The following is a 21,871-nucleotide window of genomic DNA, read 5'->3' as shown; positions in this document are numbered from 1 at the left end:
ACGAGGCGTAGGCCACAATGCTGTACTGAGCTACGAACGTACTAGTTAGTACATTAAGCAAGGACGGTGGAGGGTGGCTCCCAGCGCATATCTGGTCGGTCTCGTCGGCCAGGGAGTCGGTCCGTCCCTGACCCCTGCGCTGCACATGGCCGAGGGCCGTGCCAACAACCTCGACTACGTCTATCGCACCATCGACCTCAACACCGTCGGCCTCGCACCTGAGCGGATCGGGGACATCCTGACGTGGGCGCGCACACTCGGATTCGACGCGCTCAATGTCACGCACCCGTGCAAGCGACTGGTGATTCCGCACCTCGACGCGCTCGACGACGAGGCGGCAGCGCTGGGCGCAGTGAACACCGTGGTCTTCGAGCATGGCCGCACGGTCGGCTTCAACACCGACGCACCGGGATTCCGCATCGGATTCGTGGAAGGTCTGCCCCGCGCCGCGACGTCGAACGTGGTGCTGCTCGGAGCGGGGGGCGCGGGAGCAGCGGTCGGACACGCGCTGCTCGACCTGGGCACCGAGCATCTGACCGTCGTCGACCTCGACGTCGACCGTGCCACCGTCCTGGCCGGTGAACTTGCGGCGCGACATCGCGGCACGCACGTCGATGCGTCGGCGTTCGACAAGCTCTCGATTCTGTTGCCGCACAGCGACGGTGTCGTGCATTGCACACCCACCGGCATGGCCGACCACCCGGGCATCCCGTTCGACGCAGCGCTTCTGCACCCCGGCCTGTGGGTAGCCGACATCGTCTACCGGCCGTTGAACACCGCGCTGCTCACCGCTGCGCGGGCGGCCGGTTGCGCAACGCTCGACGGCGGCTACATGGCCGTGCACCAGGCGAGCACCGCCTTCGAACTCATCACTGGGATCACCCCGAACGCCGAGCGCATGTCACGGCACTTCCGAAGTCTCGCCGAGTAGATCAGCAGGCAAAACCCACTTCAACGAGGAATGCAGGAGAAGCCGATGAGTATCACGAACAGCAATCCGCCAGATGGTGTGCCCGCGGGCGCACCCGAACGGACGCCGAAGAAGGCTGCGCTGGCCAGCTTCATGGGTAGCGCCGTCGAATACTATGACTTCTTCGTATTCGGATTCGTTGCCGCACTGGTCTTTCCGAGGGTCTTCTTTCCCGAGGGCGACGAGACCGTTGCGCTGGCCCAGTCGTTCGCAACGCTCGGTGTCGCCTACATCGCCCGGCCGATCGGCGCCTTTGTGATCGGACACTTCGGTGATCGGATCGGCCGCCGCAACGTACTGATGTTCACGCTGCTTCTCATGGGCGTCTCGACGTTCGCCATCGGATGCCTGCCGACATACGAGTCGGTCGGGGTGCTCGCTCCCATCCTGCTGGTGACATGCCGCCTGCTGCAGGGCTTCTCCGCTGCGGGTGAGCAGGCAGGCGCGAGTTCGCTGACGTTGGAGCACTCACCGGACGACCAGCGTGCCTTCTTCACCTCCTGGACGCTCACCGGCACCCAGGGTGGTCTGATCCTGGCCTCGCTCGTGGTCATACCGATCGTGGCGCTGCCCGACGAGGACCTGTACGCATGGGGTTGGCGAGTTCCGTTCTGGCTCAGTGCCGTCGTAGTGGTGGTCGCCTACTTCATCCGGCGCCGGCTGCACGAGACCCCGGAGTTCGAGGACGCCAAGGCGGCGGGCACGATCGCGCGGATGCCGTTGATGCCGCTGATGCGCAACCACTGGCGTGACGTCATCCGCGTGATCTTCTGCGCGTTCATCGCCGCCGTGTCAACGGTATTCGCCAACCTGGCCATCGCCTACGGCAAGAAGATGGGCCTCGACTCGGACGTGACGTTGTGGCTGGTCGTCGTCGCGAACATCGTTGCGCTGCTTACCCAGCCGCTGTTCGGCAAGCTCGCTGACCGCGTCGGCCGCAAGCCGGTGTACATCTACGGTGCACTGTCGTCGGCCGCGCTCATGCCGTTCTATCTGCTCTCGATGAGCAGTGGCAACAACCTGTTGATGTTCGCACTGGCAATCGCCACTTTCTCGTTCGGCTACGCCGCAGCCAATGCGGTATGGCCGTCGTTCTACGGCGAAATGTTCTCCACCCGAGTCCGTTTCTCGGGGCTGGCCATCGGGACCCAGTTGGGCTTCTTGCTCGCCGGTTTCGCGCCGGCCATCGTCACCGCATTGGGCGGTGTGGAGGAAGGCGGCTGGGTGGTCATCAGCGTCTTCACCGCGGTCGTGTGCCTCATCGCATCGGCAGCGGCGCTGACCGCACGCGAGACCAAGGACGTCCCGACCACGCTATTGGGGGAGAAGTCGCCGGGGTCTGCCGAGACCCTCGTCCGTCACTGAGCGCAAACCGATGACCTTCTCTTCCCTGAGACCGCAGGAGTCCACCGACGTGTACGACACGAAAGCAACTATCGACATCGGTTCCGACAGTGCCACAGCGACCCAGCAGGCGATCAGCGCGGAGATGGCGACGATCGCGTCCGACTACGAGCGCTCGGGGGTCGAGGAGACGCAGCCGCGCCTGGGCTTCCCGCCCTACCGCAGCAGCCTGCTCCGGCACCCGACCAAGGATCCGCACCACGCCGACCCCGAAGGTGTCGAATTGTGGTCGCCGTGCTTCTCCGAACGCGACGTCGACCCGCTCGAAGCCGACCTCACGGTCCAGCACGGCGGCGAACCCATCGGGGAGCGGATGGTGGTGACCGGTCGGGTGGTCGACGGCGCTGGCCGACCCGTCCGTCGCCAACTCGTCGAGATCTGGCAGGCCAATGCGGGCGGCCGGTACATCCACAAGCGCGACCAGCACCCCGCCGCGATCGACCCCAACTTCACGGGCGTCGGCCGCTGTCTGACCGACGACGACGGCACCTACCGGTTCACCACCATCAAGCCGGGACCCTATCCGTGGAAGAACCACCGCAACGCCTGGCGGCCTGCGCACATCCACTTCTCGCTGTTCGGAACGGAATTCACGCAGCGAATGATCACCCAGATGTACTTCCCGAACGATCCGCTGTTCGCCCTGGACCCGATCTATCAGGCCATCACCGACCGCAAGGCGCGTGACCGGCTGGTGGCCACCTACGACCATGACGTCACGACCCACGAGTGGGCCACCGGCTACCGCTGGGACATCGTGCTCGCCGGCACAACGCGGACGCCGATCGAGAGCGAGCACTGATGAGCCCCCTTCTGACCGCCACCCCGGGGCAGACCGTCGGGCCCTTCTTCGGCTACGCCCTGCCGTTCGACCGATGCCACGAATTGGTGCCGTCCGGTTCGCCCAACGCCGTCCAGTTGTGGGGGATCGTCGCCGACGGTGACGGCCGCCCCGTCCCCGACGCACTGCTGGAGATCTGGCAGGCCGACGCCGACGGTGGGGTTCCCAAGGCCTGCGGCTCGCTGCGCCGGGACGGTTTTACCTTCACCGGGTGGGGCCGGGCGAGCACGGGTGACGACGGACGGTACTCCTTCTCCACCGTGATCCCCGGCCCGTCCCGACCCGGAGCCGCTGCGTTCATCCTGGTTACCGTCTTCGCCCGCGGACTACTCAACCGGCTGTTCACCCGCGCCTACGTACCCGGCGAACACCTCAGCGAGGACCCGCTGCTGGCCTCGCTCCCGCCCGACCGCCGAGAGACGCTGATCGCCACTCGCGACGCAGGAGGCTTGCGCTTCGACATCCAATTGCAGGACGCGCCAGGCAAACCGGAGACAGTCTTTCTGCGCTACCCCGGGCACCAGCGGTGACGGATCTGTACTGGCCGGGGGACCACCTCGCGGGCGACCTGATGAGCGATGCCGCCTTCCTCGCTGCGATGGTGGCCGTGGAGCAGGCGTGGCTCGGCATTCTCGTGGACGCGGGCATCGCCCCGCGGGACGCCCTGGCCGACCTGACTGTCTCGGACGGCGACGCGGAGGCCGTCGCCCGCCACGCCGACGTCGACGGTAACCCGGTCAGCGCACTGGTCGCGATCCTCCGGGGCCGATCGGAGCCGTCGACCGCGCGGTGGCTGCACCGCGGTCTGACGAGCCAGGACGTGCTCGACACGGCGGTGATCATCTGCGTGCGTGACGTGCTCATCAGGATCGGCGTCGAGTGCGCCGCCCAGGTCCGGGCGCTCGCCGACCTTGCCGAAAGGCACCGCAGCACACCGGCACTGGCGCGAACGCTCACCCAGGCGGCGCTGCCAAGCACGCTCGGCGCCAAGATCGCCCGCTGGCTCGACGGCGTGCTCGACGCGGCGGAGCCACTGGCCGGCCTGAGGACATCGCTGCCTGTTCAGGTAGGGGGCGCGGTGGGGACCCTCGCGGCGTCTACGGAACTCGCGGGATCGGTCGACGACGCCATTGCTCTGAGCGATGCGCTGGCCGAGCGAGTCCGACTGGCACCCGCGCTGCCCTGGCACACCACGCGGTCCACGATCACCCGGATCGGGGACGCGCTGGTGACCTGTTGCGACGCGTGGGGGCACATCTCGACCGACGTCGCGACGGGCAGCCGCCCAGAAGTCGGTGAACTGTCCGAGGGGAGCGGCGGCGGGTCGTCCACCATGCCGCACAAGAACAATCCGGTGCGCTCGGTGTTGATCCGGCGGGCCGCGATCACCGCTGGCCCGCTCGGCGCCACGCTGCACGCCGCGTCGGCCGCGAGCGTCGACGAACGCTCCGACGGCGCCTGGCACGCGGAGTGGGCCACGCTGCGGACGCTGGCGCGACACACCGTCGTCGCCGCCGCGCACACGTCCGAACTCGTCTCCGGGTTACGGATCGACGATTCCCGCGCCGCCGCCAACCTCGCCGCCGCCGACGGCCTGCTCTCCGAACAACGATCGATGAGCGAATTGACCGGCAGGACAGCGCTTCCCGACTACACGGGCGCGGCTGATCGCTTCGTCGACGCGGTGCTGAGCCGGGCCCGCCGCTTCATCGAGGAGGCCCGGTGACCATTCCCGTTCTCGCCGCGGTCGACTTCGGCGGACCCAGCGACGCACCGCTGATCCTGCTCGGACCGTCCCTGGGGACCTCGGCGGCCACGCTGTGGGGTGGGGTCGCCGACAGGCTCACCGCGCGGGCCCGGCTCATCGGCTGGGACCTCCCCGGCCACGGCCGGAGCGGACCGGCCGACGCGTTCACCATCGCCGACCTCGCCGCCGCGGTACTCGCGCTCGCAGACCGACTTGGTGCCGAGACCTTCCACTACGCGGGCGATTCCGTGGGCGGCGCCGTCGGTCTACAGCTCGCCCTCGACGCCCCCCACCGGGTGAGTAGCGCGACGCTGTTGTGCACCGGTGCGGTGATCGGCACGCCGGACGGGTGGCACGAACGCTCCGCCGCCGTGCGCGCCGGGGGCATCGCGCCGATGGTCGCGGCCGCGCCCGAGCGCTGGTTCGCCCCCGGCTTCGTCGAGCGGCGCCCGGGCGTCGCGGCAGCGCTCCTCGACGGTCTGAGTCACACGGATCCGGAGTGCTACGCGAAAACCTGCGAGGCGCTGGCCGACTTCGACGTCGTGCAACGGCTACCCGAGATCGTCACACCCGTCCTTGCGGTCGCAGGCCGCGACGACGTACCGACCCCGCCGGAGTCGTTGCAGCGCATCGCCTCCGAAGTCACGGACGGCGAGCTCGTCGTACTCGACGGCGTGGGCCACCTCGCGCCGGCGGAGGCGCCCGACCGGGTCGCCGCACTGGTCGCGGAGAACGTCGGGCTGTCGCGGTCAAGCTCCCCCGACACCGTCGATGACATCTACCGGGCCGGCATGGACGTACGCCGCGAGGTGCTCGGCGACGCGCACGTCGACCGGGCCGTGGCCGCCACCACCGACCTGACCTCCGACTTCCAGCGCATGATCACCGAGTACGCCTGGGGCGGCATCTGGACGAGACCCGGTCTTGACCGCCGCAGCCGCTCGATGATCACGTTGACGGCCCTTATCGCGCGCGGCCACCACGAGGAGTTCGCGATGCACCTGCGCGCCGCACGCCGCAACGGCCTGACCAACGACGAGATCAAGGAGCTGATCATGCAGACCGCGATCTACTGCGGCGTCCCGGACGCGAACTCTGCGTTCCGGATCGCCGCCGACGTGCTGTCCGACTACGACGCTAAGGGCGGTGCCCGATGACGCTGATCACCGGTGACGCAGGAGAGGCGGTGGCCGGGATCGCCGATGGGTCGACCGTGCTGGTGGGCGGCTTCGGCATGGCCGGCATGCCCACGGTGCTGATCGACGCGCTCATCGACCACGGCGCCACCGACCTGACCATCGTCAGCAACAACGCGGGCAACGGCGACACCGGACTGGCCGCGCTGCTGGCGGCAGGGAGGGTGCGCCGGATCATCTGTTCATTTCCGCGGCAATCCGATTCCTATGTGTTCGACGAGCTGTACCGCGCGGGCAGGATCGACCTCGAGGTGGTCCCGCAGGGCAACCTCGCCGAACGGATGCGGGCCGCAGGCGCCGGCATCGGCGCGTTCTTCTGTCCTACCGGCTTCGGCACCGACCTCGCGAAGAACAGGGAAACGCGCACGATCGACGGGCGCGACTACGTTCTGGAATATCCGATCCGGGGGAACGTGGCCCTGATCGGCGCCCATCGCAGTGACCGGATGGGCAATCTCGTCTACCGCAAGACGGCACGGAACTTCGGACCGGTCATGGCGACGGCGGCCGACCTCACCATCGTCGAGGTGTCCGCCGTCGTCGAAACCGGCAGCATCGATCCGGAAGTCGTGGTGACACCGTCGATCTACGTCGACCGGGTCCTGGACCTCAGCGCGGCGACCACCTCGGTAACGGAGGCCTCGTGACCATCGCACTCACCGTGTCGAACACCGTCGAGAACGTCGACCGTGGACCACTCGGACGGGACGAGATCGCGCGAGCGGTCGCCGCCGACATCCCACCCGGATCGTTCGTCAACCTGGGGATCGGACAACCCACGAAGGTGTCCGACTACCTGGCCCCCGACAGTGGGATCGTCCTGCACACCGAAAACGGCATGTTGGGCATGGGGCCCGAGGCCGTCGGCGACGAAATCGACCCGGATCTGATCAACGCCGGCAAGACCCCGGTCACCGAACTGCCCGGTGCGGCCTACTTCCACCACGCCGACTCGTTCGCGATGATGCGCGGCGGACACCTCGACGTATGCGTCCTCGGAGCCTTTCAGGTGTCCGAGCACGGCGACCTGGCCAACTGGCACACCGGGGCGCCCGGGGCGATCCCCGCCGTCGGCGGCGCCATGGATCTGGCGATCGGCGCCAAGGACGTCTTCGTGATGATGTCGCTGTTCACCAGGGACGGAACTCCGAAACTGGTGCCGCAGTGCACATATCCGCTCACCGGGCTGGCGTGTGTCAGCAGGGTGTACACCGAACTGGCGACCTTCGCGGTCGGCGCCGACGGGATCCGGGTGATCGCCACTTACGGAGTCTCGTTCGCCGAACTCCAGGAACGTCTCGATCCGACGCTCCGGCGCGTGGAGGAGTAGCCGGTGCCGACCGTCCTCGTGCTGAACGGGCCCAACCTGAACCTGCTGGGCACGCGCGAACCCGTCCACTACGGGTCGCAAACCCTCACCGACGTCGAGGAACTCTGTCGAGAGGTGGGCCACGACGTTGGTGTCGACGTCGACTTCCTGCAGTCCAGCCACGAGGGCGTACTGATCGACAGGATCCACGCCGCAGGCGCCGAACACCGATCCGGATCACTGCTGGGCGCGGTGTTCAATCCCGGCGCGTTCGCCCACACCTCGGTTGCGCTGCACGACGCGATCGTCGCTGTCGAGTTTCCCGTCGTCGAAGTGCACGTCTCGAACATCTATCAGCGGGAGCCCTTCCGGCAGCACTCCTACGTCGCACCAGCAGCCGTCGGCATCGTCATCGGTCTGGGTACGGCTGGTTATCAATGGGCCATCAGGGCCCTTGTCGCGAAAGAAGGCCACTGGCAATGACTCTCACGCCCACCCGCCACGACAAGACCATCGCGACGGTCTGCTTGTCCGGAACGCTGGACGACAAGCTCGTGGCCGCCGCCCATGCCGGTTTCGACGGCATCGAGCTGTTCGAACCCGATCTCGTCTCATCGACGTCCAGTCCGGCAGAGGTCCGGAAGCGGTGTGAGGAACTCGGGCTGGATATCGTCCTGTATCAACCTTTCCGGGACCTCGACAGCACCGACCCCGCGCAGTTCGAACGAAACCTGGTCCGGCTCGACCGCAAGTTCGACGTCATGGCTGAACTCGGCGTCGACCTGATCCTGGTCTGCTCCAACGCGTCCGCGGACGCAGTCGCCGACATGGATGATCTGGCAACGCAATTGCGCGCGGCGGGGGAACTCGCCGAGCGGCGTGGGATGCGAATCGCTTACGAGGCCCTGGCCTGGGGGCGCAGGATCGATCTCTGGCAGCAGTCGTGGGACGCGGTCCGCCGGGCAGACCATGCCGCAGTGGGGCTGTGCCTGGACAGCTTCCACATCCTGTCGAGGTCCTCCACCATCACCGAACTCGGCGAAGTCCCAGGCGACAAGATCTTCTTCCTCCAGCTCGCTGACGCACCGCACAAGGACATGGACGTGTTGCAGTGGAGCAGGCACTACCGGCTGTTCCCGGGTGAGGGAGCCTTCGACCTCGTCGAGTTCACCGCCGCCGTCCTGGGCGCCGGATACCGGGGTCCCCTGTCGCTGGAAGTGTTCAACGACGTCTTCCGCCAGTCAGCGCCAGTGCGAACCGCCATCGACGCGGTGCGCTCTTTGGGCGCACTCGAAGCCGGACTCGACGATGCGCTGCCGCGACAGCGGTTCGAGGCGGCATTCGTCGAAATGAGCGTCACGCCGACCAATCTCGCCTCGGCGGAACATGCACTGTCCGCGCTGGGATTCACGCAGTCCGCGACGCACCGGTCAAAGCGCGTCACGGCATGGACGCAGTCCGATGCGACCATCCTGGTGACCGTCACGACCGATGCGCCCGAGGACGACTCCTCGGCAATCGCCGCCATCGCGTTCGACGCGGAGGACCCCACGGGCTTCGCTGCGTCGGCCGAGGGCCTGAACGTCTCCGCCTTGCCACGTGTGGTCCGGCCGGGGGAGGCCGACCTGCCCGCTGTCGCGGCACCCGACGGCGTGTCGATCTTCTTCGTCTCCACCGCGGGCGACGATCTGGACTGGCGCCGCGACTTCGAGCCCGTGCCGCCGACCGATGTCGCCACCAGCGCGGGCATCACCGGGATCGACCACGTGTCGGTCACCGCGCCTTACGACCGGTACGACGAGTGCGTCCTGTTCTACCGCTCGGTGCTGGGGATGCGTACCGACGAGGTGGCGGAGTATCCCGGGCCCTACGGATTGGTGCGCAGTCATCTGCTCCGCGCGCCGCACCCGTCCGGATTCGGTGTGGCGCTGGATGGTCCGCTGCTGCGGCGCGGCAAGTGGACGCCGGGCGTCCAGACCCCGCAGCACATCGCGTTCCTCACCGACGACATCCTCGGCACCCTGAGCGCGCTGCCGGCGGATGCCCCAGTCCTGCGCATCCCCGACAACTACTACGTCGATCTGCAGGCTCGCCTGGATCTCACCGATGAGTTCGTGAACCGGATCCGGCGGCTGAACGTGCTCTACGACCGCAACGCCGACGGGGAATACCTGCACGCGTACACCACGGTGATCGGGTCCCAGGTCTACTTCGAGATCGTCGAGCGGCGCGGCGACTACCGCGGCCGCCCTCTTGCCGATGCCCCGGTCCGCATGGCCGCTCACGTCGCCGCCCGTCGCGGCATGGCGCGTACGTAAGCTCAACCCGAATTGCTGCTCCGGCCGGTCGGCGGTTCGATACCGTCCGCGCCCACCACCTTCTCCTAGCTCGGCGGAGCGAAGAACTCCAGCGCGATGCCGTCGGGGTCGCGGAACGACAGCCCCGACCCGTATGGCGCGTCGACAATGCCGCCGTGCCCGACCCCGAGACTGTCGAGCCGGGCGACCCACTGCTCGAGCTCTGTTCGGGTGGCGCAGCCGAACCCGACGTGGTCAAGGCCGGCGCGGAACTCGGTGAAATCCTCTGCGCCGACGGCCCGGTCGTGTTGATGAATACCGAACAGCGTGCCGTTGTCGAACTGCCACACGAGATGGCGGAAGCCGGCTTCGGTGTGCTCATCAAGTACCGGGTCGGCGCCGATCAGTTCTCGGTACCACGGGCCACTGACGTTGAGGTCGTGCACGGTGAGAGCCACGTGGTTGAGTGCCGGAAAGGTCATCTGAACTCCTCGAAGTACGCCGGACACACTGGCGGCGGGGCCGGTCCGCCTCACCGTTCATCATCGGCTGTTGCCGCGTCCTTCGGAGAACATTCGTTTTCCGACCTGGAAATCACTTTGGTGGTCTAAGAGTCGAGTGGGTTTGCAGTTCGTCGACACGAAATGCGGTAGCGAGCTGTCCAGCAAACGCGATTTACCCACTTTAGACGTTTTTCTAGGGCATATAACTAACGCTTACGTTAAATTTGCCAAACTTGCAGCTGTTTACTCAAGGCCGCCCGCTGGAGCGCAGCTTCGACGTGAACGCGCAGGTGAAAACGGAGTTTTCGATTCATTTGCGATTGGTGATCAAGATTGCTGGGAACAAGATGAATGTATCGATGAGTCCGGTGCGGGGGCCGGGGAGGGTGTGAATACGAAATGGAGATACTGATGCGGCAAAGAGAACTTGGGCGGCCTGAGCGGCCGCTCATCAAGATCGGTTTAGCTGTGACGGCTTCGGCGCTGATGTCCGCCGGGGCCGTCAGTATGGTGGGGCAACCCGCCGATGTGGTGACGCTGCCGTTTGCTCTCACGGCGGCGGTCAACACCTCGAACACCACGGTCGGTTTCGCCGATTCGGATCTGTACGGAATGACTCACGAGGACATCGACCGCACCCTGGATGAGATGCAGGCGATGGGGGTCAACAACGTCCGCGTTCTGATTCCGTGGGCAGGCATCGAGTTGGCGGACGACTACTACTACTGGGACACCATGGACTACGTCGTCGAAGCGGCCGACAGTCGTGGCATGGGCATCCTCGGGGTGCTGAACTCGACGCCGGCGTGGGCGACCGAACCAGGGATGCCTGCGGTGATCAGCCCGCCGGCCGACACCGCGGAGTATGCGGAGTTCGTCGGGCTGGTGGCCGAACGTTACGCGGGCCAGGTCGGTGCCTACGAGGTCTGGAACGAGCCGAACGCCTACTTCTATTGGGCGCCCGCACCGGATCCGGCCGCTTACACCGAGCTGCTGCAAGCCGCGTACCCGGCGATCAAGGCGGCGGATCCGGACGCGACCGTCGTCGGCGGCGTCGTCGGATGGGTGAACGACGTACCGGGCCTCGCCTACAGTCCGGCGAACTACGTGGAGGGGATGTACGAAGCGGGCGCACAGGGCTATTTCGACGCACTGTCGTACCACCCGTACCACTACACGTTGCCGTTCTCTCAGGGCAGGCCGTATGGCGACATCTCACCGATTCGCCAACTCGAGATCATGCATGACCTGATGGTGGCCAACGGAGACGGCGAAAAGCTAATTTGGACAACCGAATACGGCGAGCCGACGTCGGTTGCCACGGAGGCGCAGCAAGCGGCCTTCATTCAGGACTATCTGACCACGTGGAGCACCTACGACTACACGGGTCCGTCGTTCATCTACACCACGCGCGACCGCAACACCGAGGGCACCACGCCCGACGAGACCCTCGGGGTGCTGCGCGACGACTGGACCTGGAAGCAGGCGGCGTATGTGATCCAGAACTGGACGACGATGCACCCGCAGACGGTGCCGGACGCGGTCACGCTCACGGCCATGACCGCCGATTTGGAAGAGGCGACTGTGGCACCTGCGCCGACGCAGGAGGTCACCACCGCGGGTACTGCGCCGATGACCGTTGCCCCGATGGAGGCGACCGAGGTGCCGACTACCGCATTGGCGGCGCCCACCCCGGTCGAGCCGACCACGGTCGAGCCGACCACGGTCGAGCCGGTCGCGCAGACGCCGGAACTCACCGCAGCGCCGGAGGGCGGCACGGACGAGCCTGCTGCCGAGTCATTGACGGACCCGGTCGAGGAGGCTCCGGCCGAGTCGACGGCTCCGGCCGAGTCGACGGGCACCACGGACACGACAGGGTCGACTGGATCCACCAGTACGACAGGGTCGACCAGTTCGACGGATTCCGGGTCGACCGGCTCAACGGATTCGTCGGGTTCGACGGGCGGCACCGGCGGCAAGAAGGCCGGTGGTAAGAAGGCCGCGTAAATCGAGGGGAGCCACGGCAGGCGGGTCACAGTGACTCGCCTGCCGTGGTGCGCTCGGGGCTGTGAGACGCTGCCGTGGTGTTCACCCCAGCCCGCCGCGCTCGCATCGTCGGAATCGCGGCGGGCTGGCTTGCCGATCGGCTGCTCGGCGACCCCCAGCAGGGTCATCCTGTGGCCGTCTTTGGAAGTGGCGCAGCGGCTTTCGAGCGGCTTACCTATGTCGACAACCGCCGGGCGGGGGTGCTGCACACCGCCACGTTGCTCGGCGCACTCGCGGTCGCCGGACTCGCCGTTGAGCGGGCGACCGCTCGGCGAGGGCACCTGGCGGCAACGGTCGCCAACGCGGTGGCGGTGTTCGTGGCGTTGGGCGGGACGTCGCTGACCCGCACGGGCGACCGGATGGCCGCCCTGATTGCCGTCGGAGACGTCGACGCGGCCCGGGGACTGCTGCCATCGCTGTGCGGACGCGACCCTTCAGTCCTCGATACGGAGGGCCTCACGCGTGCCGCCCTGGAGTCCATCGCCGAGAACACCTCCGACGCCCACGTGGCGCCTCTGCTGTGGGCCGCCCGCGGCGGCATACCCGCGGTGCTCGTCTACCGAGGTGCGAACACCCTGGACGCGATGATCGGCAACCGCTCACCCCGCTACGCCCGATTCGGATGGGCCGCAGCCCGATTCGACGACGCCGCGAACTATGTCGCGGCGCGCGTGACCGCGGTTCTGGTGGCGGTGTGCGCCCCCTTCGTCGGCGGTTCGCCTGCGGGTGCCGTGCGGGCGTGGCGACGCGATGCCGCGCGCCATCCGAGCCCCAACGCCGGGGTGGTTGAGGCCGCCTTCGCCGGCGCTCTGGGGGTGCGCCTCGGCGGGCCGACGCAGTACGCCCACGAACTCGAAATCCGGCCGACCCTGGGCGAAGGCCCGCCGCCACAGATCGCCGACCTCGCGCGGGCCGTGCGGCTGTCCCGCGCAGTACAGACGGCCGCAGTCGGCGTTGCGGTGACGGTCAGCGCCGTCGGCCGTAGCGGTCGGCGAGCTTCGCCTCGGCCGTGACCGGCGCGCCGGGTTCGGCCGCCTCCCGCGCGGCGTTCTCCCGTCGGCGCTGACGCACCTCGGCATACACGAAGTAACCGACCCCGATCGGCGCGAGTATGCCGAACGCGATCCACTGGATTCCGTACGACAGGAACGGCCCGGCCTCGAGGTGCGGCAGGCCGATGACGCCCAACCCCCCGGGCTGATCGTCGATGAGTTGCAGATACGAACCGGTCAGCGGCACCCCGGTCAGCGACGCGATCTGAGCGGTGTTGATGGAGTACACCTGCTGCGCGCCGTCCTGGCGGAACGGCTCCTTGCCCTGCGCGAGCAGTTCCGAGTCGCGCAGCCTGCCGATGACGGTCACCGGCCCGGTGGGCGGCGGGGGAATGGACGGCAGCGAAGATCCCTGCACCGGCCGCACATAGCCACGGTCGACCAATACGGTTGGACCGCCGTCGACGGCGAACGGCACCAGCACCTCGAACGCGGGCTCGCCGTCGATGACCCGCAGCCTCGCGAGCACCTGAGCCTCGGCCAAGTACCGCCCTGTCGCGGTCACCCTGCGCCACTGGTCATCGGGAGCCGACGAATCCTGTTCGGGCAGAAGCGTTGTCACCGGGACGGGATCGGCGTCCAACGAGGAAGCGATCTGAGAGTTCTCCCGAGAGGTCTCGGTGTTCTTGCCGAGTTGCCATGGCGCAAGCACCGTGAAGCACAGATAGGCGAACGCGATCGCCACCACGAACAACGCCAGCCAGGACGGCCGCAGCAGAAAGGCCCAGCGCCGCATCAGCTCGCCATTCCCCGGCTTGCGAGTTGTTCGTCGACCCACTGATGCAGGCCCGGCAACGCCGACTCGATGACGGTGAACACGTCCTCGAAGTCGTCCTGGGTGCCGTAGTAGGGATCCTCGACATCGAGCGGGTGCGCCGCTGAGCGCGGGTCGAACGACCGGAGCATCCGGATCCGCTCGTCCGGCACACCCATGTCGCGCAGGATGCGGACGTGGTTGCGTCCGAGCGCCACGATCAGGTCGGCCGACAAATGGTCGTCGGCGATCTGCGCCGCCCGGTGCGCGGAGGGATAGCCGTGCTCGCGCAGTACGTGGCAGGCCCTGCGGTCGGCCCCGTCGCCGGCGTGCCAACCGCCGGTGCCGGCGCTGGTCACCCGGACCGCGCTCGAGAGCGCTCGCTCGTTGATCTGGTGGGCGAACATCTTCTCCGCCATCGGCGAGCGGCAGATGTTGCCGGAGCAGATGAAGGTGACGTGCAGGGGATCAGACACCGGAGCCGCCCGGCCGGCGACATCAGACACCGAGCACCTCGCGCAGGTCGTCGACGGTCGAGACGTGGGCGAGCGCGGCGGCACCAGTCGGTTCGTCGAAGTCCCCGCTGCCGTATCCCCACGCGACGACGACGGTGTCGATGCCGTGTTCGGCGGCGCCTTCAACGTCGTGCGAGCGATCGCCGACCATCAACACCCGGTCGGGAATCTCGTCCAGTTGTGCCAGCGCGTGCGCCACCACATCGGCCTTGGCGGCGCGCGAGCCGTCGACGCTGGCGCCGGCGATAACATCGAAGTGCTGGTCGAGTCCGAAGTGCGCGAGGATCCGCTGCGCCGTCGGCTCCGCCTTCGAGGTGGCGACGGCCAGGCGAATTCCGGCGGCCCGCAAGTCCTCGAGCAGGCCGGGGATGCCGTCGAACAGCCGGTTGATCGCCCACCCGCGTGTCAGGTAGTCCTCCCGGTAGGCTGCGATCGCCGCGTCGGCCTGGTCGCCGAGGCCCATGTCGCGCAGGGTGTGGTGCATCGGCGGGCCGACGACCATGTTGGCGAGGTCACCATCGGGCACGACCGCGCCGACTGAGCCGAGTGCATGGCGAAAGCTCGACACGATGCCCTGAGCCGAGTCGGTCAGGGTGCCGTCGAGGTCGAAGATCACCAGTTGCGGGCGTGCCGTCACGATCTCATTGTCCCCGACGGCCCACTACTGTCGTGATGTGGCAAGACCTTCCCGCGCGGCCGCGCGCTACCACGGTGATCAGGCCGCGGTACCGGGCATGGTGGACTTCGCCGTCAACGTCCGCGCTGACGAGCCGCCCCGGTGGCTGCTCGAGCGCCTGCGCTGCCGTCTGGCCGACCTCGCGCGGTACCCCAGCGCGGCCGACGAGCGCCGCGCCGTCGCGGCGGTAGCCGAACGCCACGGCCGCGGTGAGGATGAGGTGCTGCTACTGGCCGGGGCGGCCGAGGGATTCTCGCTGTTGGCCGATCTGCGGCCGCGGCTGGCCGCGCTGATCTCGCCGTCTTTCACCGAACCGGAAGCGGCACTGACCGCCGCGGGCGTGCCGGTGACGCACGTCGTGCTGCCTTCGCCGTTTGAGTTGTCCGATCCGTCGGTGCCCGACGAGGCCGACCTTGTCGTCGTGGGCAACCCCACCAACCCGACGTCGGTGCTGCACACCCGCGAACAGATCTTGGCGTTGCGCAGGCCGGGCCGCATCGTGGTGGTCGACGAAGCGTTCAGCGACGGGATTCCCGGCGAGCCCGAGTCGCTCGCGGGTGAGGCGCTACGCGACGTGGTGGTGTTGCGGAGCCTGACCAAGACCTGGGCGCTGGCAGGGCTGCGCGTCGGCTATGCGCTCGGTCCCGCTGACGTACTGCGGCGCCTGTCAGCCCGGCGGCCCCACTGGCCCCTGGGCACCCTGCAACTCGAGGCGATCGCCGCGTGCAGTTCACCCGACGCGGTGGCCGAGGCCGACCGCAGCGCACGCGAGGGAGCCACACTGCGCGCCGGCATGGTGGCGGGGTTGGCTAGCATCGGCGTCGATGTCGTCGACGGATGCGCCCCGTTCGTGCTGTTCTCAGTGGCAGACGCCGAATTGATGCGGAAACATCTGGCTGACAAGGGTATTGCAGTGCGGCGCTGCGATACCTTCGTCGGCTTCGAGGACCAGTACCTGCGCGTTGCAGTGCGCCGGCAATGGCCGGTCCTGGTCGAAGCTATGGCCGAGGTGCTGCAGTGAGCGTTGCGTTGCGCGACATCATCGACGTGCTGGACGCGGCGTACCCGCCCGCGCTGGCTCAGGACTGGGATTCGGTCGGACTGGTCTGCGGTGATCCGGCCGAGACCGTCGACCATGTGACCGTCGCCGTCGACGCCACCGCCGATGTGGTCGCCGAGATTCCCGACGGGGGCCTGCTCGTCGCGCACCACCCGCTGCTGTTGAGGGGGGTGGACACCGTCGCCGCCAACACGGCCAAGGGGGCGTTGCTGCACCGGATGATTAGGACCGGGCGGGCGTTGTTCACCGCGCACACCAATGCCGACGCGGCGGCGCCCGGTGTGTCAGATGCGCTGGCCGACGCGCTGGGCGTGCGGGTCGACGAAGTCCTCGACCCGGTGCGCAGCGGGTCCGACCTCGACAAGTGGATCGTCTTCGTGCCCGTCGAGGATGCGGACGCGTTGCGGGAGGCGATGTTCGGCGCAGGTGCAGGGCACATCGGGGACTATTCGCACTGCAGTTGGAGCGTGACGGGCACCGGCCAGTTCCTCCCACACGACGGCGCGTCACCGGCTATCGGCAGCGTGGGCAGCGTCGAGCGGGTGTCCGAGGACCGCGTCGAGGTGATCGCCCCGTCGCGCCTACGCGGGCATGTGCTCGCCGCGATGCGCTCGGCGCATCCCTACGAGGAGCCGGCGTTCGACATCGTCGCGCTCGAGCCCATTCCCGACAATGTCGGTATCGGGCGCGTGTGTTCGCTGCCGCAGCCGGAGCCGTTGTCGGATTTCGTCGCTCGAGTCCGCACTGCACTGCCGCAGACCTCGTGGGGTGTGCGCGCTGCCGGTGACCCTGACGCACAGGTGTCACGGGTCGCGGTGTGCGGCGGTGCGGGGGACTCTCTGCTCAGCGCGGTGGCGCGCACCGATGTACAGGCCTATGTCACCGCCGATCTGCGCCACCACCCCGCCGACGAGCACCGGCGCGCCTCTGAGGTGGCGCTGATCGATGTCGCGCACTGGGCCAGCGAGTTCCCGTGGTGCGCCCAGGCGGCGCAGGTGCTGCGACGCCGTTTCGGGGACGCGCTGCCGGTTCGGGTGTCGGCGGTACGTACCGATCCGTGGAACGTGGAGAGAACGGAAGCATGAAAGCAGAAGTAGTGCAACAACGTTCGTTGCTCGAGCTGGCTGAGTTGGACGCCCGGCTCAGCCGCGTCGACCACCGGGCCAACCACCTTGCCGAGCAGCCGCGGCTCGAGCAGGTGCAAGCCGCGCATCGCCAGGCCAACGACCGGCTTGCTGCGCTGCAGATCGCGCTGGACGATTTGGACGAGCAGGTGGCGAAATTCGAATCCGAGATCGACGGGGTGCGTCAACGCGAGGAGCGCGACCGGTCATTGCTGGCAGGAGGAGCCGTCGACGCCAAGGCTCTCACCGAGATCCAACATGAGCTGGAGACCCTCGAGCGGAGGCAATCCAGTCTGGAGGACTCGCTGCTGGAAGTCATGCAGCGCCGAGAGGAACTGCAATCCGACCAAGCCAACGAGTTGACGAAGATCGACGAGCTGCAGAGCGAACTCAGCCAGGCGCAGACGGCCTGCGATGCCGAGCGAGTCGAACTGACGCAGCTGCGACACCAATACCTGTCGCGCCGTGACGAACTCATCTCCGCCATGGACGGGCAGCTGATCGCGCTGTACGAGCGGCAGCGGGCTGGTGGCGGCGCGGGCGCCGGAGTACTGCAGGGTAAGCGCTGCGGCGCCTGCCGAATCGAGATCGATCGCGGCGAGCTGGCCAGGATCTCCGCGGCAGCCGAGGACGAGGTGCTGCGCTGTCCTGAATGCGGCGCAATCCTGCTGCGGGTCAAGGGCGGCGCATGAAGGTCATCGTCGAAGCAGACGGAGGCTCACGCGGCAACCCGGGGCCCGCGGGTTTCGGCGCGGTGGTGTGGACCGCGGAGCGCAGCGCCGTACTGGCCGAGAACAAGCAGGCGATCGGCCGTGCCACCAACAACGTCGCGGAGTACAGCGGGCTGATCGCGGGGCTGGAGGAGGCGGCCAAGGTCGGCGCCACTGCGGTCGACGTCTGTATGGACTCCAAGCTGGTGGTGGAACAGATGTCGGGCCGGTGGAAGGTCAAGCATCCCGACATCACGCCGCTGCACCAGAAGGCCACCGCGTTGGCGACGCGGTTCGACCGCGTGACCTACACGTGGATTCCTCGCGCGAAGAACAGCCACGCCGACCGATTGGCCAACGAAGCGATGGATGCCGCCGCCGAACTAGTCACGCCCGCAACCGAATCGACGGCTGTACCCGCGTCGAGTCCGGCGCGGTGGACCGGCGCACAGGGAGCGCCGACCCGGTTCCTTCTGCTGCGCCACGGGCAGACTGAACTTTCCGTCGAGCGCCGGTATTCGGGTCGCGGCAATCCCGCGCTGACCGAACTCGGACGACGACAGGCAGAGGCCGCCGCACAGTACCTGGGGCGCAAGGGTGGCGTCGCGGCGGTCATCAGCTCGCCGCTGCAGCGGGCGTACGACACCGCCCAGGCGGCGGCCAAGGTACTCGGCCTCGACGTCGTCGTCGATTACGACCTGATCGAGACGGATTTCGGCGGGTGGGAAGGGTTGACGTTCAGCGAGGCGGCCGAACGGGATCCGGAGCTGCACAAGCGGTGGCTGCGCGACACCAGGGTGTCCCCGCCGGACGGGGAGAGCTTCGACGCCGCGGCCGAACGCGTGGGGCGGGCCAGATCGCGCATCATCTCCGAGCACCCGGGTGAGACGGTGCTGGTGGTATCGCATGTGACGCCGATCAAGACGCTGCTGCGGGCCGCGCTGGACGCCGGACCCACCATCCTCTATCGGCTGCACCTCGACCTGGCGTCGTTGTCGATCGCCGAGTTCTATCCCGACGGCGCGGCGTCGGTGCGCCTGGTCAATCAGACCGCCTATTTGGACTAGCAGCCATCGTCGTCTGCGGTCAGTACTGATCGGCGACCGTGAACTGTGGACCGACGGCGACGTCGTAGACTCCGCGCTCCGGGTCGCCGGCAATACCGGCGAATGGAGCCTTCGAGCAGCATTTTCACTTAACGGGCCGATGCGCGCTCAACGGTACCGAGCCCAGGACATCGCACTAGTCGTGCAGGTGAAGCCGCTCTCCGTGCGGCCCGAAGATCGTGATGGCCTCGACGGGGCCGTCGACGACGCCGAACCAATGCGGCGTCCAGGTCGAGAACTCTACGGCCTCACCGGGTTTAACGGTGAAATCGCGCTCGCCGAGGATAAGTCTCAACTGTCCGGACAGTACATACATCCAATCCTGTCCTTCGTGCACGGGTAACTCCGCGGGCGGCTTGCGGCGGCGCGCGCTGATCCGGATCTTGAACGCGTGCAGGCCACCTGCCGTCTGCCGGGTCAGCGGCCAGTAGGTGATGGCGTGGTGCGTGTGCGAACCCGCACGCACCCGCGGATCCTCTGCCTCAGGGGCGCGCAGAAGCTCATCGGTGGTGACCGACAATGCGCCGGCGAGGCGGGGGAGATGATCGAGCGCAAGGCGTCGCTTGCCGGACTCCAGTCTGCTCAGAGTCGACACGTCGATGTTCGATCGGCTCGCGACCTCTTCCAGCGTCAGGCCGTACTGCAACCGGAGCTGACGAAGCCGCTTGCGCACCCGCGTGTCCACGTCGTCGTTTGCCTGCATGGCAAAGGAGTTTGCACGAAGTACCCGGGGTTCGGCAAGCTCGACTCATGGAATCGATATGGGACTGCGTCATCGTCGGCGGCGGCGCGGCGGGCTTGAGCGCCGGGCTGGTGCTTGGCCGGGCGCGACGGCGCACGCTGCTGATCGACGGTGGGACACAGAGCAATCTGCCCGCACACGGCATCGGCGGCCTGTTGGGCCACGACGGTCGTCCGCCCGCGGAACTCTATGAGATGGGCCGGCAAGAGCTGGCGGCGTATCCGAGTGTCGAGGTGCGCTCCGGTGAGGTGCGGTCGGGTGAACGGGGCGACGACGTGTTCGTGCTGACACTCGCCGACGGCACGCGCGAGCGCACCCGGCGAGTGCTGTTGGCGACGGGTATGGAATATCGTCCGCCGGCGGTGCCGGGACTGGCCGAGTTGTGGGGTCGCTCGGTGTTCCATTGCCCGTTCTGCCACGGCTGGGAGGTGCGCGATCGGCCGCTGGGCGTGCTCGCCCGCGGAGCGCGCGCGGTGCACTCGGCGTTGCTGCTGGGGGGCTGGAGCGACGACGTCGTGCTGCTTACCGACGGGCCCGCCGAATTGGAGGACGAGGACCGCGCCCGGCTGGCGGCCGCGGGCATCACCGTCGACGAGCGGCAGGTCGCCGAACTTGTCGCGGAGAACGGCGAATTGACGGCTGTGGGATTCACCGACGGCACCTCGCTCGCGCGTACGGGGCTGCTCGTCGCCACCACAATGCATCAGCGATCAGCGCTGGCCGCGCAACTCGGCGCGGAAGTCGGCGATCCGACTCCTGTCGCGCAAGACCCCGTCGCGGTGGACGGGATGTACCGCACGGCCGCACCCGGCGTCTTTGCCGCTGGCGATCTCAGCGTGCAGATGCCGCAGGTGGCCGCGGCGGTGGCTAGCGGATCACTCGCCGCTGCGGCGGTGGTGCAGAGCCTGCTCGCCGACGATCATGGTTTCGCGAATGCTGAAGGGAAACGACATGTCAACGCCTGATGCCAAGGCCCACTGGGAACAACACTACGGAGAACGCGAGCGGGTGTGGAGCGGACGGGTCAATGTGCGCCTCGCGGAGATCGCATCGGCGCTGACGCCCGGCCGGGCCCTTGACCTCGGTTGCGGTGAGGGTGCCGACGCGGTTTGGCTGGCCGAACGGGGCTGGGAAGTTGTCGCTGTCGACATCTCCGAAACGGCGCTGCAACGCGCGCGCTCGGCGGCCGAGGCGCGCGGTGTGAGTGAGCGGATCGACTTCCAGCAGCACGACCTGGCCGAATCGTTCCCGCAGGGCAGCTTCGACCTGGCGAGCGCTCAATTCTTCCATTCCAAGTTGCCGCTCGACCGGCCACGGATTCTGGGGCTTGCGGCACAGGCGATCCGCCCCGGCGGAACGTTGTTGATCGTCGATCACAGCGGACCCCCACCATGGGCCTCAAAGCTCGACCACGAGCACTACTTTCCGAGCGCCGACGAGGTCGTGCAGGGGTTGAATCTCCCTGAGGCGCAATGGGAGCAGGCGCGCACTTCGTCGGTCGAACGGGAAGTGGCACGACCGGACGGTGAGACGGTGACGTGGATCGACAACGTCATCGTCCTGCGCCGGCGGTGACCTTCCAGGCGCGGTACCGGTCTGGCAGACATCGCGCGCACGGCCGGTAACCAGCCACGACGGCGGTGGCTTCGTCAGCGAAGAACACCCGCTGCGCGACGTAGCCCCCGTTGGCGATCGCGCGGCGTGCGGACGCACAGTCCAGGCGCCCGTAGATCTTTGCCGCGCGATGGCCGCCCACTGTGCCTGGTTGGATCGACCAGTAGGCGTTGTGGCGCCCGTCGATGAGCCTGTAGCGCTTCAC

At 67.7% G+C, this 21,871-nt stretch carries 24 protein-coding genes; 18 read left to right on the top strand and 6 right to left on the bottom strand.

Annotated elements, in window-relative coordinates; all coding sequences use genetic code 11:
* Positions 1 to 73: 73 nt before the first annotated feature.
* From N4S67_RS17830 to N4S67_RS17785, 10 genes are read left to right on the top strand one after another with little or no spacing between them, the layout of a single operon-like run.
* Entirely contained in the window at positions 74 to 931 is an 858-nt protein-coding gene (locus N4S67_RS17830; RefSeq protein WP_260994333.1) for a shikimate dehydrogenase, read from the top strand.
* Between the two features lie 45 nt (positions 932 to 976).
* Positions 977 to 2,335 (top strand): MFS transporter, encoded by a 1,359-nt coding sequence (locus N4S67_RS17825; protein ID WP_260994332.1) that lies wholly within the window; start codon positions 977 to 979, stop codon positions 2,333 to 2,335.
* Positions 2,336 to 2,345: 10 nt separating this feature from the next.
* Positions 2,346 to 3,176 carry a protocatechuate 3,4-dioxygenase subunit beta gene (gene pcaH / locus N4S67_RS17820; protein ID WP_260994331.1) on the top strand — a complete coding sequence of 277 codons (831 nt, stop codon included), beginning with the start codon at positions 2,346 to 2,348 and terminating at the stop codon, positions 3,174 to 3,176.
* Positions 3,176 to 3,745 (top strand): protocatechuate 3,4-dioxygenase subunit alpha, encoded by a 570-nt coding sequence (pcaG, locus tag N4S67_RS17815; protein WP_260994330.1) that lies wholly within the window; start codon positions 3,176 to 3,178, stop codon positions 3,743 to 3,745. Before pcaH ends, pcaG begins: the two co-directional genes overlap by 1 nt.
* Positions 3,742 to 4,941, top strand: a complete 1,200-nt coding sequence (locus N4S67_RS17810) for a lyase family protein (RefSeq protein WP_260994329.1) — start codon at positions 3,742 to 3,744, stop codon at positions 4,939 to 4,941. Before pcaG ends, N4S67_RS17810 begins: the two co-directional genes overlap by 4 nt.
* Positions 4,938 to 6,119 carry a bifunctional 3-oxoadipate enol-lactonase/4-carboxymuconolactone decarboxylase PcaDC gene (gene pcaDC, locus N4S67_RS17805; RefSeq protein ID WP_260994328.1) on the top strand — a complete coding sequence of 394 codons (1,182 nt, stop codon included), beginning with the start codon at positions 4,938 to 4,940 and terminating at the stop codon, positions 6,117 to 6,119. The genes N4S67_RS17810 and pcaDC overlap by 4 nt, the downstream gene beginning before the upstream one ends.
* Positions 6,116 to 6,805 (top strand): 3-oxoacid CoA-transferase subunit A, encoded by a 690-nt coding sequence (locus tag N4S67_RS17800; RefSeq protein ID WP_260994327.1) that lies wholly within the window; start codon positions 6,116 to 6,118, stop codon positions 6,803 to 6,805. The genes pcaDC and N4S67_RS17800 overlap by 4 nt, the downstream gene beginning before the upstream one ends.
* Positions 6,802 to 7,488 (top strand): 3-oxoacid CoA-transferase subunit B, encoded by a 687-nt coding sequence (locus tag N4S67_RS17795; RefSeq protein WP_313959958.1) that lies wholly within the window; start codon positions 6,802 to 6,804, stop codon positions 7,486 to 7,488. The genes N4S67_RS17800 and N4S67_RS17795 overlap by 4 nt, the downstream gene beginning before the upstream one ends.
* A 3-nt stretch (positions 7,489 to 7,491) precedes the next feature.
* Complete coding sequence (gene aroQ, locus N4S67_RS17790) at positions 7,492 to 7,950, top strand: type II 3-dehydroquinate dehydratase (protein ID WP_260994326.1); 459 nt, start codon at positions 7,492 to 7,494, stop codon at positions 7,948 to 7,950.
* Complete coding sequence (locus tag N4S67_RS17785) at positions 7,947 to 9,785, top strand: sugar phosphate isomerase/epimerase and 4-hydroxyphenylpyruvate domain-containing protein (protein WP_260994325.1); 1,839 nt, start codon at positions 7,947 to 7,949, stop codon at positions 9,783 to 9,785. Before aroQ ends, N4S67_RS17785 begins: the two co-directional genes overlap by 4 nt.
* Before the next feature lie 65 nt (positions 9,786 to 9,850).
* On the opposite strand, the gene N4S67_RS17780 is transcribed toward N4S67_RS17785, so the two are convergent.
* Positions 9,851 to 10,246: a VOC family protein gene (locus N4S67_RS17780; protein ID WP_260994324.1), complete on the bottom strand. Its 396-nt coding sequence runs from the start codon at positions 10,244 to 10,246 to the stop codon at positions 9,851 to 9,853.
* A gap of 432 nt (positions 10,247 to 10,678) precedes the next feature.
* Between N4S67_RS17780 and N4S67_RS17775 the strand changes: the two genes are divergently transcribed.
* Together N4S67_RS17775 and N4S67_RS17770 are read left to right on the top strand one after the other, a co-directional pair.
* A complete protein-coding gene (locus tag N4S67_RS17775; RefSeq protein WP_260994323.1) occupies positions 10,679 to 12,274 on the top strand; it encodes a cellulase family glycosylhydrolase in 1,596 nt (531 codons plus the stop codon).
* 77 nt (positions 12,275 to 12,351) lie between these two features.
* Positions 12,352 to 13,326 (top strand): cobalamin biosynthesis protein, encoded by a 975-nt coding sequence (locus N4S67_RS17770; protein WP_260994322.1) that lies wholly within the window; start codon positions 12,352 to 12,354, stop codon positions 13,324 to 13,326.
* On the opposite strand, the gene N4S67_RS17765 is transcribed toward N4S67_RS17770, so the two are convergent.
* From N4S67_RS17765 to N4S67_RS17755, 3 genes are read right to left on the bottom strand one after another with little or no spacing between them, the layout of a single operon-like run.
* A complete protein-coding gene (locus tag N4S67_RS17765; protein WP_260994321.1) occupies positions 13,280 to 14,101 on the bottom strand; it encodes an SURF1 family cytochrome oxidase biogenesis protein in 822 nt (273 codons plus the stop codon). The genes N4S67_RS17770 and N4S67_RS17765 overlap by 47 nt on opposite strands.
* Positions 14,101 to 14,595 (bottom strand): low molecular weight protein-tyrosine-phosphatase, encoded by a 495-nt coding sequence (locus tag N4S67_RS17760; RefSeq protein WP_260994712.1) that lies wholly within the window; start codon positions 14,593 to 14,595, stop codon positions 14,101 to 14,103. Before N4S67_RS17760 ends, N4S67_RS17765 begins: the two co-directional genes overlap by 1 nt.
* Positions 14,596 to 14,617: 22 nt before the next feature.
* Positions 14,618 to 15,271: an HAD-IA family hydrolase gene (locus N4S67_RS17755; RefSeq protein WP_260994320.1), complete on the bottom strand. Its 654-nt coding sequence runs from the start codon at positions 15,269 to 15,271 to the stop codon at positions 14,618 to 14,620.
* Between the two features lie 37 nt (positions 15,272 to 15,308).
* On the opposite strand from N4S67_RS17755, the gene cobC reads away from it, so the two are divergent.
* The 4 genes from cobC to N4S67_RS17735 are packed head-to-tail and all read left to right on the top strand — an operon-like array spanning position 15,309 to position 19,271.
* A complete protein-coding gene (gene cobC, locus N4S67_RS17750; RefSeq protein WP_260994319.1) occupies positions 15,309 to 16,331 on the top strand; it encodes an Rv2231c family pyridoxal phosphate-dependent protein CobC in 1,023 nt (340 codons plus the stop codon).
* A complete protein-coding gene (locus tag N4S67_RS17745; protein WP_260994318.1) occupies positions 16,328 to 17,455 on the top strand; it encodes a Nif3-like dinuclear metal center hexameric protein in 1,128 nt (375 codons plus the stop codon). The genes cobC and N4S67_RS17745 overlap by 4 nt, the downstream gene beginning before the upstream one ends.
* Complete coding sequence (locus tag N4S67_RS17740; protein WP_260994317.1) at positions 17,452 to 18,186, top strand: zinc ribbon domain-containing protein; 735 nt, start codon at positions 17,452 to 17,454, stop codon at positions 18,184 to 18,186. The genes N4S67_RS17745 and N4S67_RS17740 overlap by 4 nt, the downstream gene beginning before the upstream one ends.
* Positions 18,183 to 19,271: a bifunctional RNase H/acid phosphatase gene (locus tag N4S67_RS17735; protein ID WP_260994316.1), complete on the top strand. Its 1,089-nt coding sequence runs from the start codon at positions 18,183 to 18,185 to the stop codon at positions 19,269 to 19,271. The genes N4S67_RS17740 and N4S67_RS17735 overlap by 4 nt, the downstream gene beginning before the upstream one ends.
* A gap of 175 nt (positions 19,272 to 19,446) precedes the next feature.
* On the opposite strand, the gene N4S67_RS17730 is transcribed toward N4S67_RS17735, so the two are convergent.
* The gene (locus tag N4S67_RS17730) at positions 19,447 to 20,013 is read right to left on the bottom strand and encodes a helix-turn-helix domain-containing protein (RefSeq protein ID WP_260994315.1); all 567 of its coding nucleotides are present in this window, start codon (positions 20,011 to 20,013) and stop codon (positions 19,447 to 19,449) included.
* 47 nt (positions 20,014 to 20,060) lie between these two features.
* Between N4S67_RS17730 and N4S67_RS17725 the strand changes: the two genes are divergently transcribed.
* On the top strand, positions 20,061 to 21,017 hold the full coding sequence (locus tag N4S67_RS17725) for an NAD(P)/FAD-dependent oxidoreductase (RefSeq protein WP_260994314.1): 957 nt from the start codon (positions 20,061 to 20,063) through the stop codon (positions 21,015 to 21,017).
* Positions 21,004 to 21,627, top strand: a complete 624-nt coding sequence (locus N4S67_RS17720; protein WP_260994313.1) for a class I SAM-dependent methyltransferase — start codon at positions 21,004 to 21,006, stop codon at positions 21,625 to 21,627. Before N4S67_RS17725 ends, N4S67_RS17720 begins: the two co-directional genes overlap by 14 nt.
* Here the strand turns inward: N4S67_RS17720 and N4S67_RS17715 are convergent.
* Positions 21,605 to 21,871, bottom strand: a complete 267-nt coding sequence (locus N4S67_RS17715; RefSeq protein ID WP_260994312.1) for an Ada metal-binding domain-containing protein — start codon at positions 21,869 to 21,871, stop codon at positions 21,605 to 21,607. The two genes, N4S67_RS17720 and N4S67_RS17715, sit on opposite strands and share 23 nt — an antisense overlap.

Origin of the sequence: Mycobacterium deserti (assembly GCF_025345615.1) — a bacterium.
GTDB classification, from domain to species: Bacteria; Actinomycetota; Actinomycetes; order Mycobacteriales; family Mycobacteriaceae; genus Mycobacterium; species Mycobacterium deserti.
Note: the sequence above shows the minus strand (reverse complement) of the source record. Positions and strands in the feature narration are given on the sequence as shown.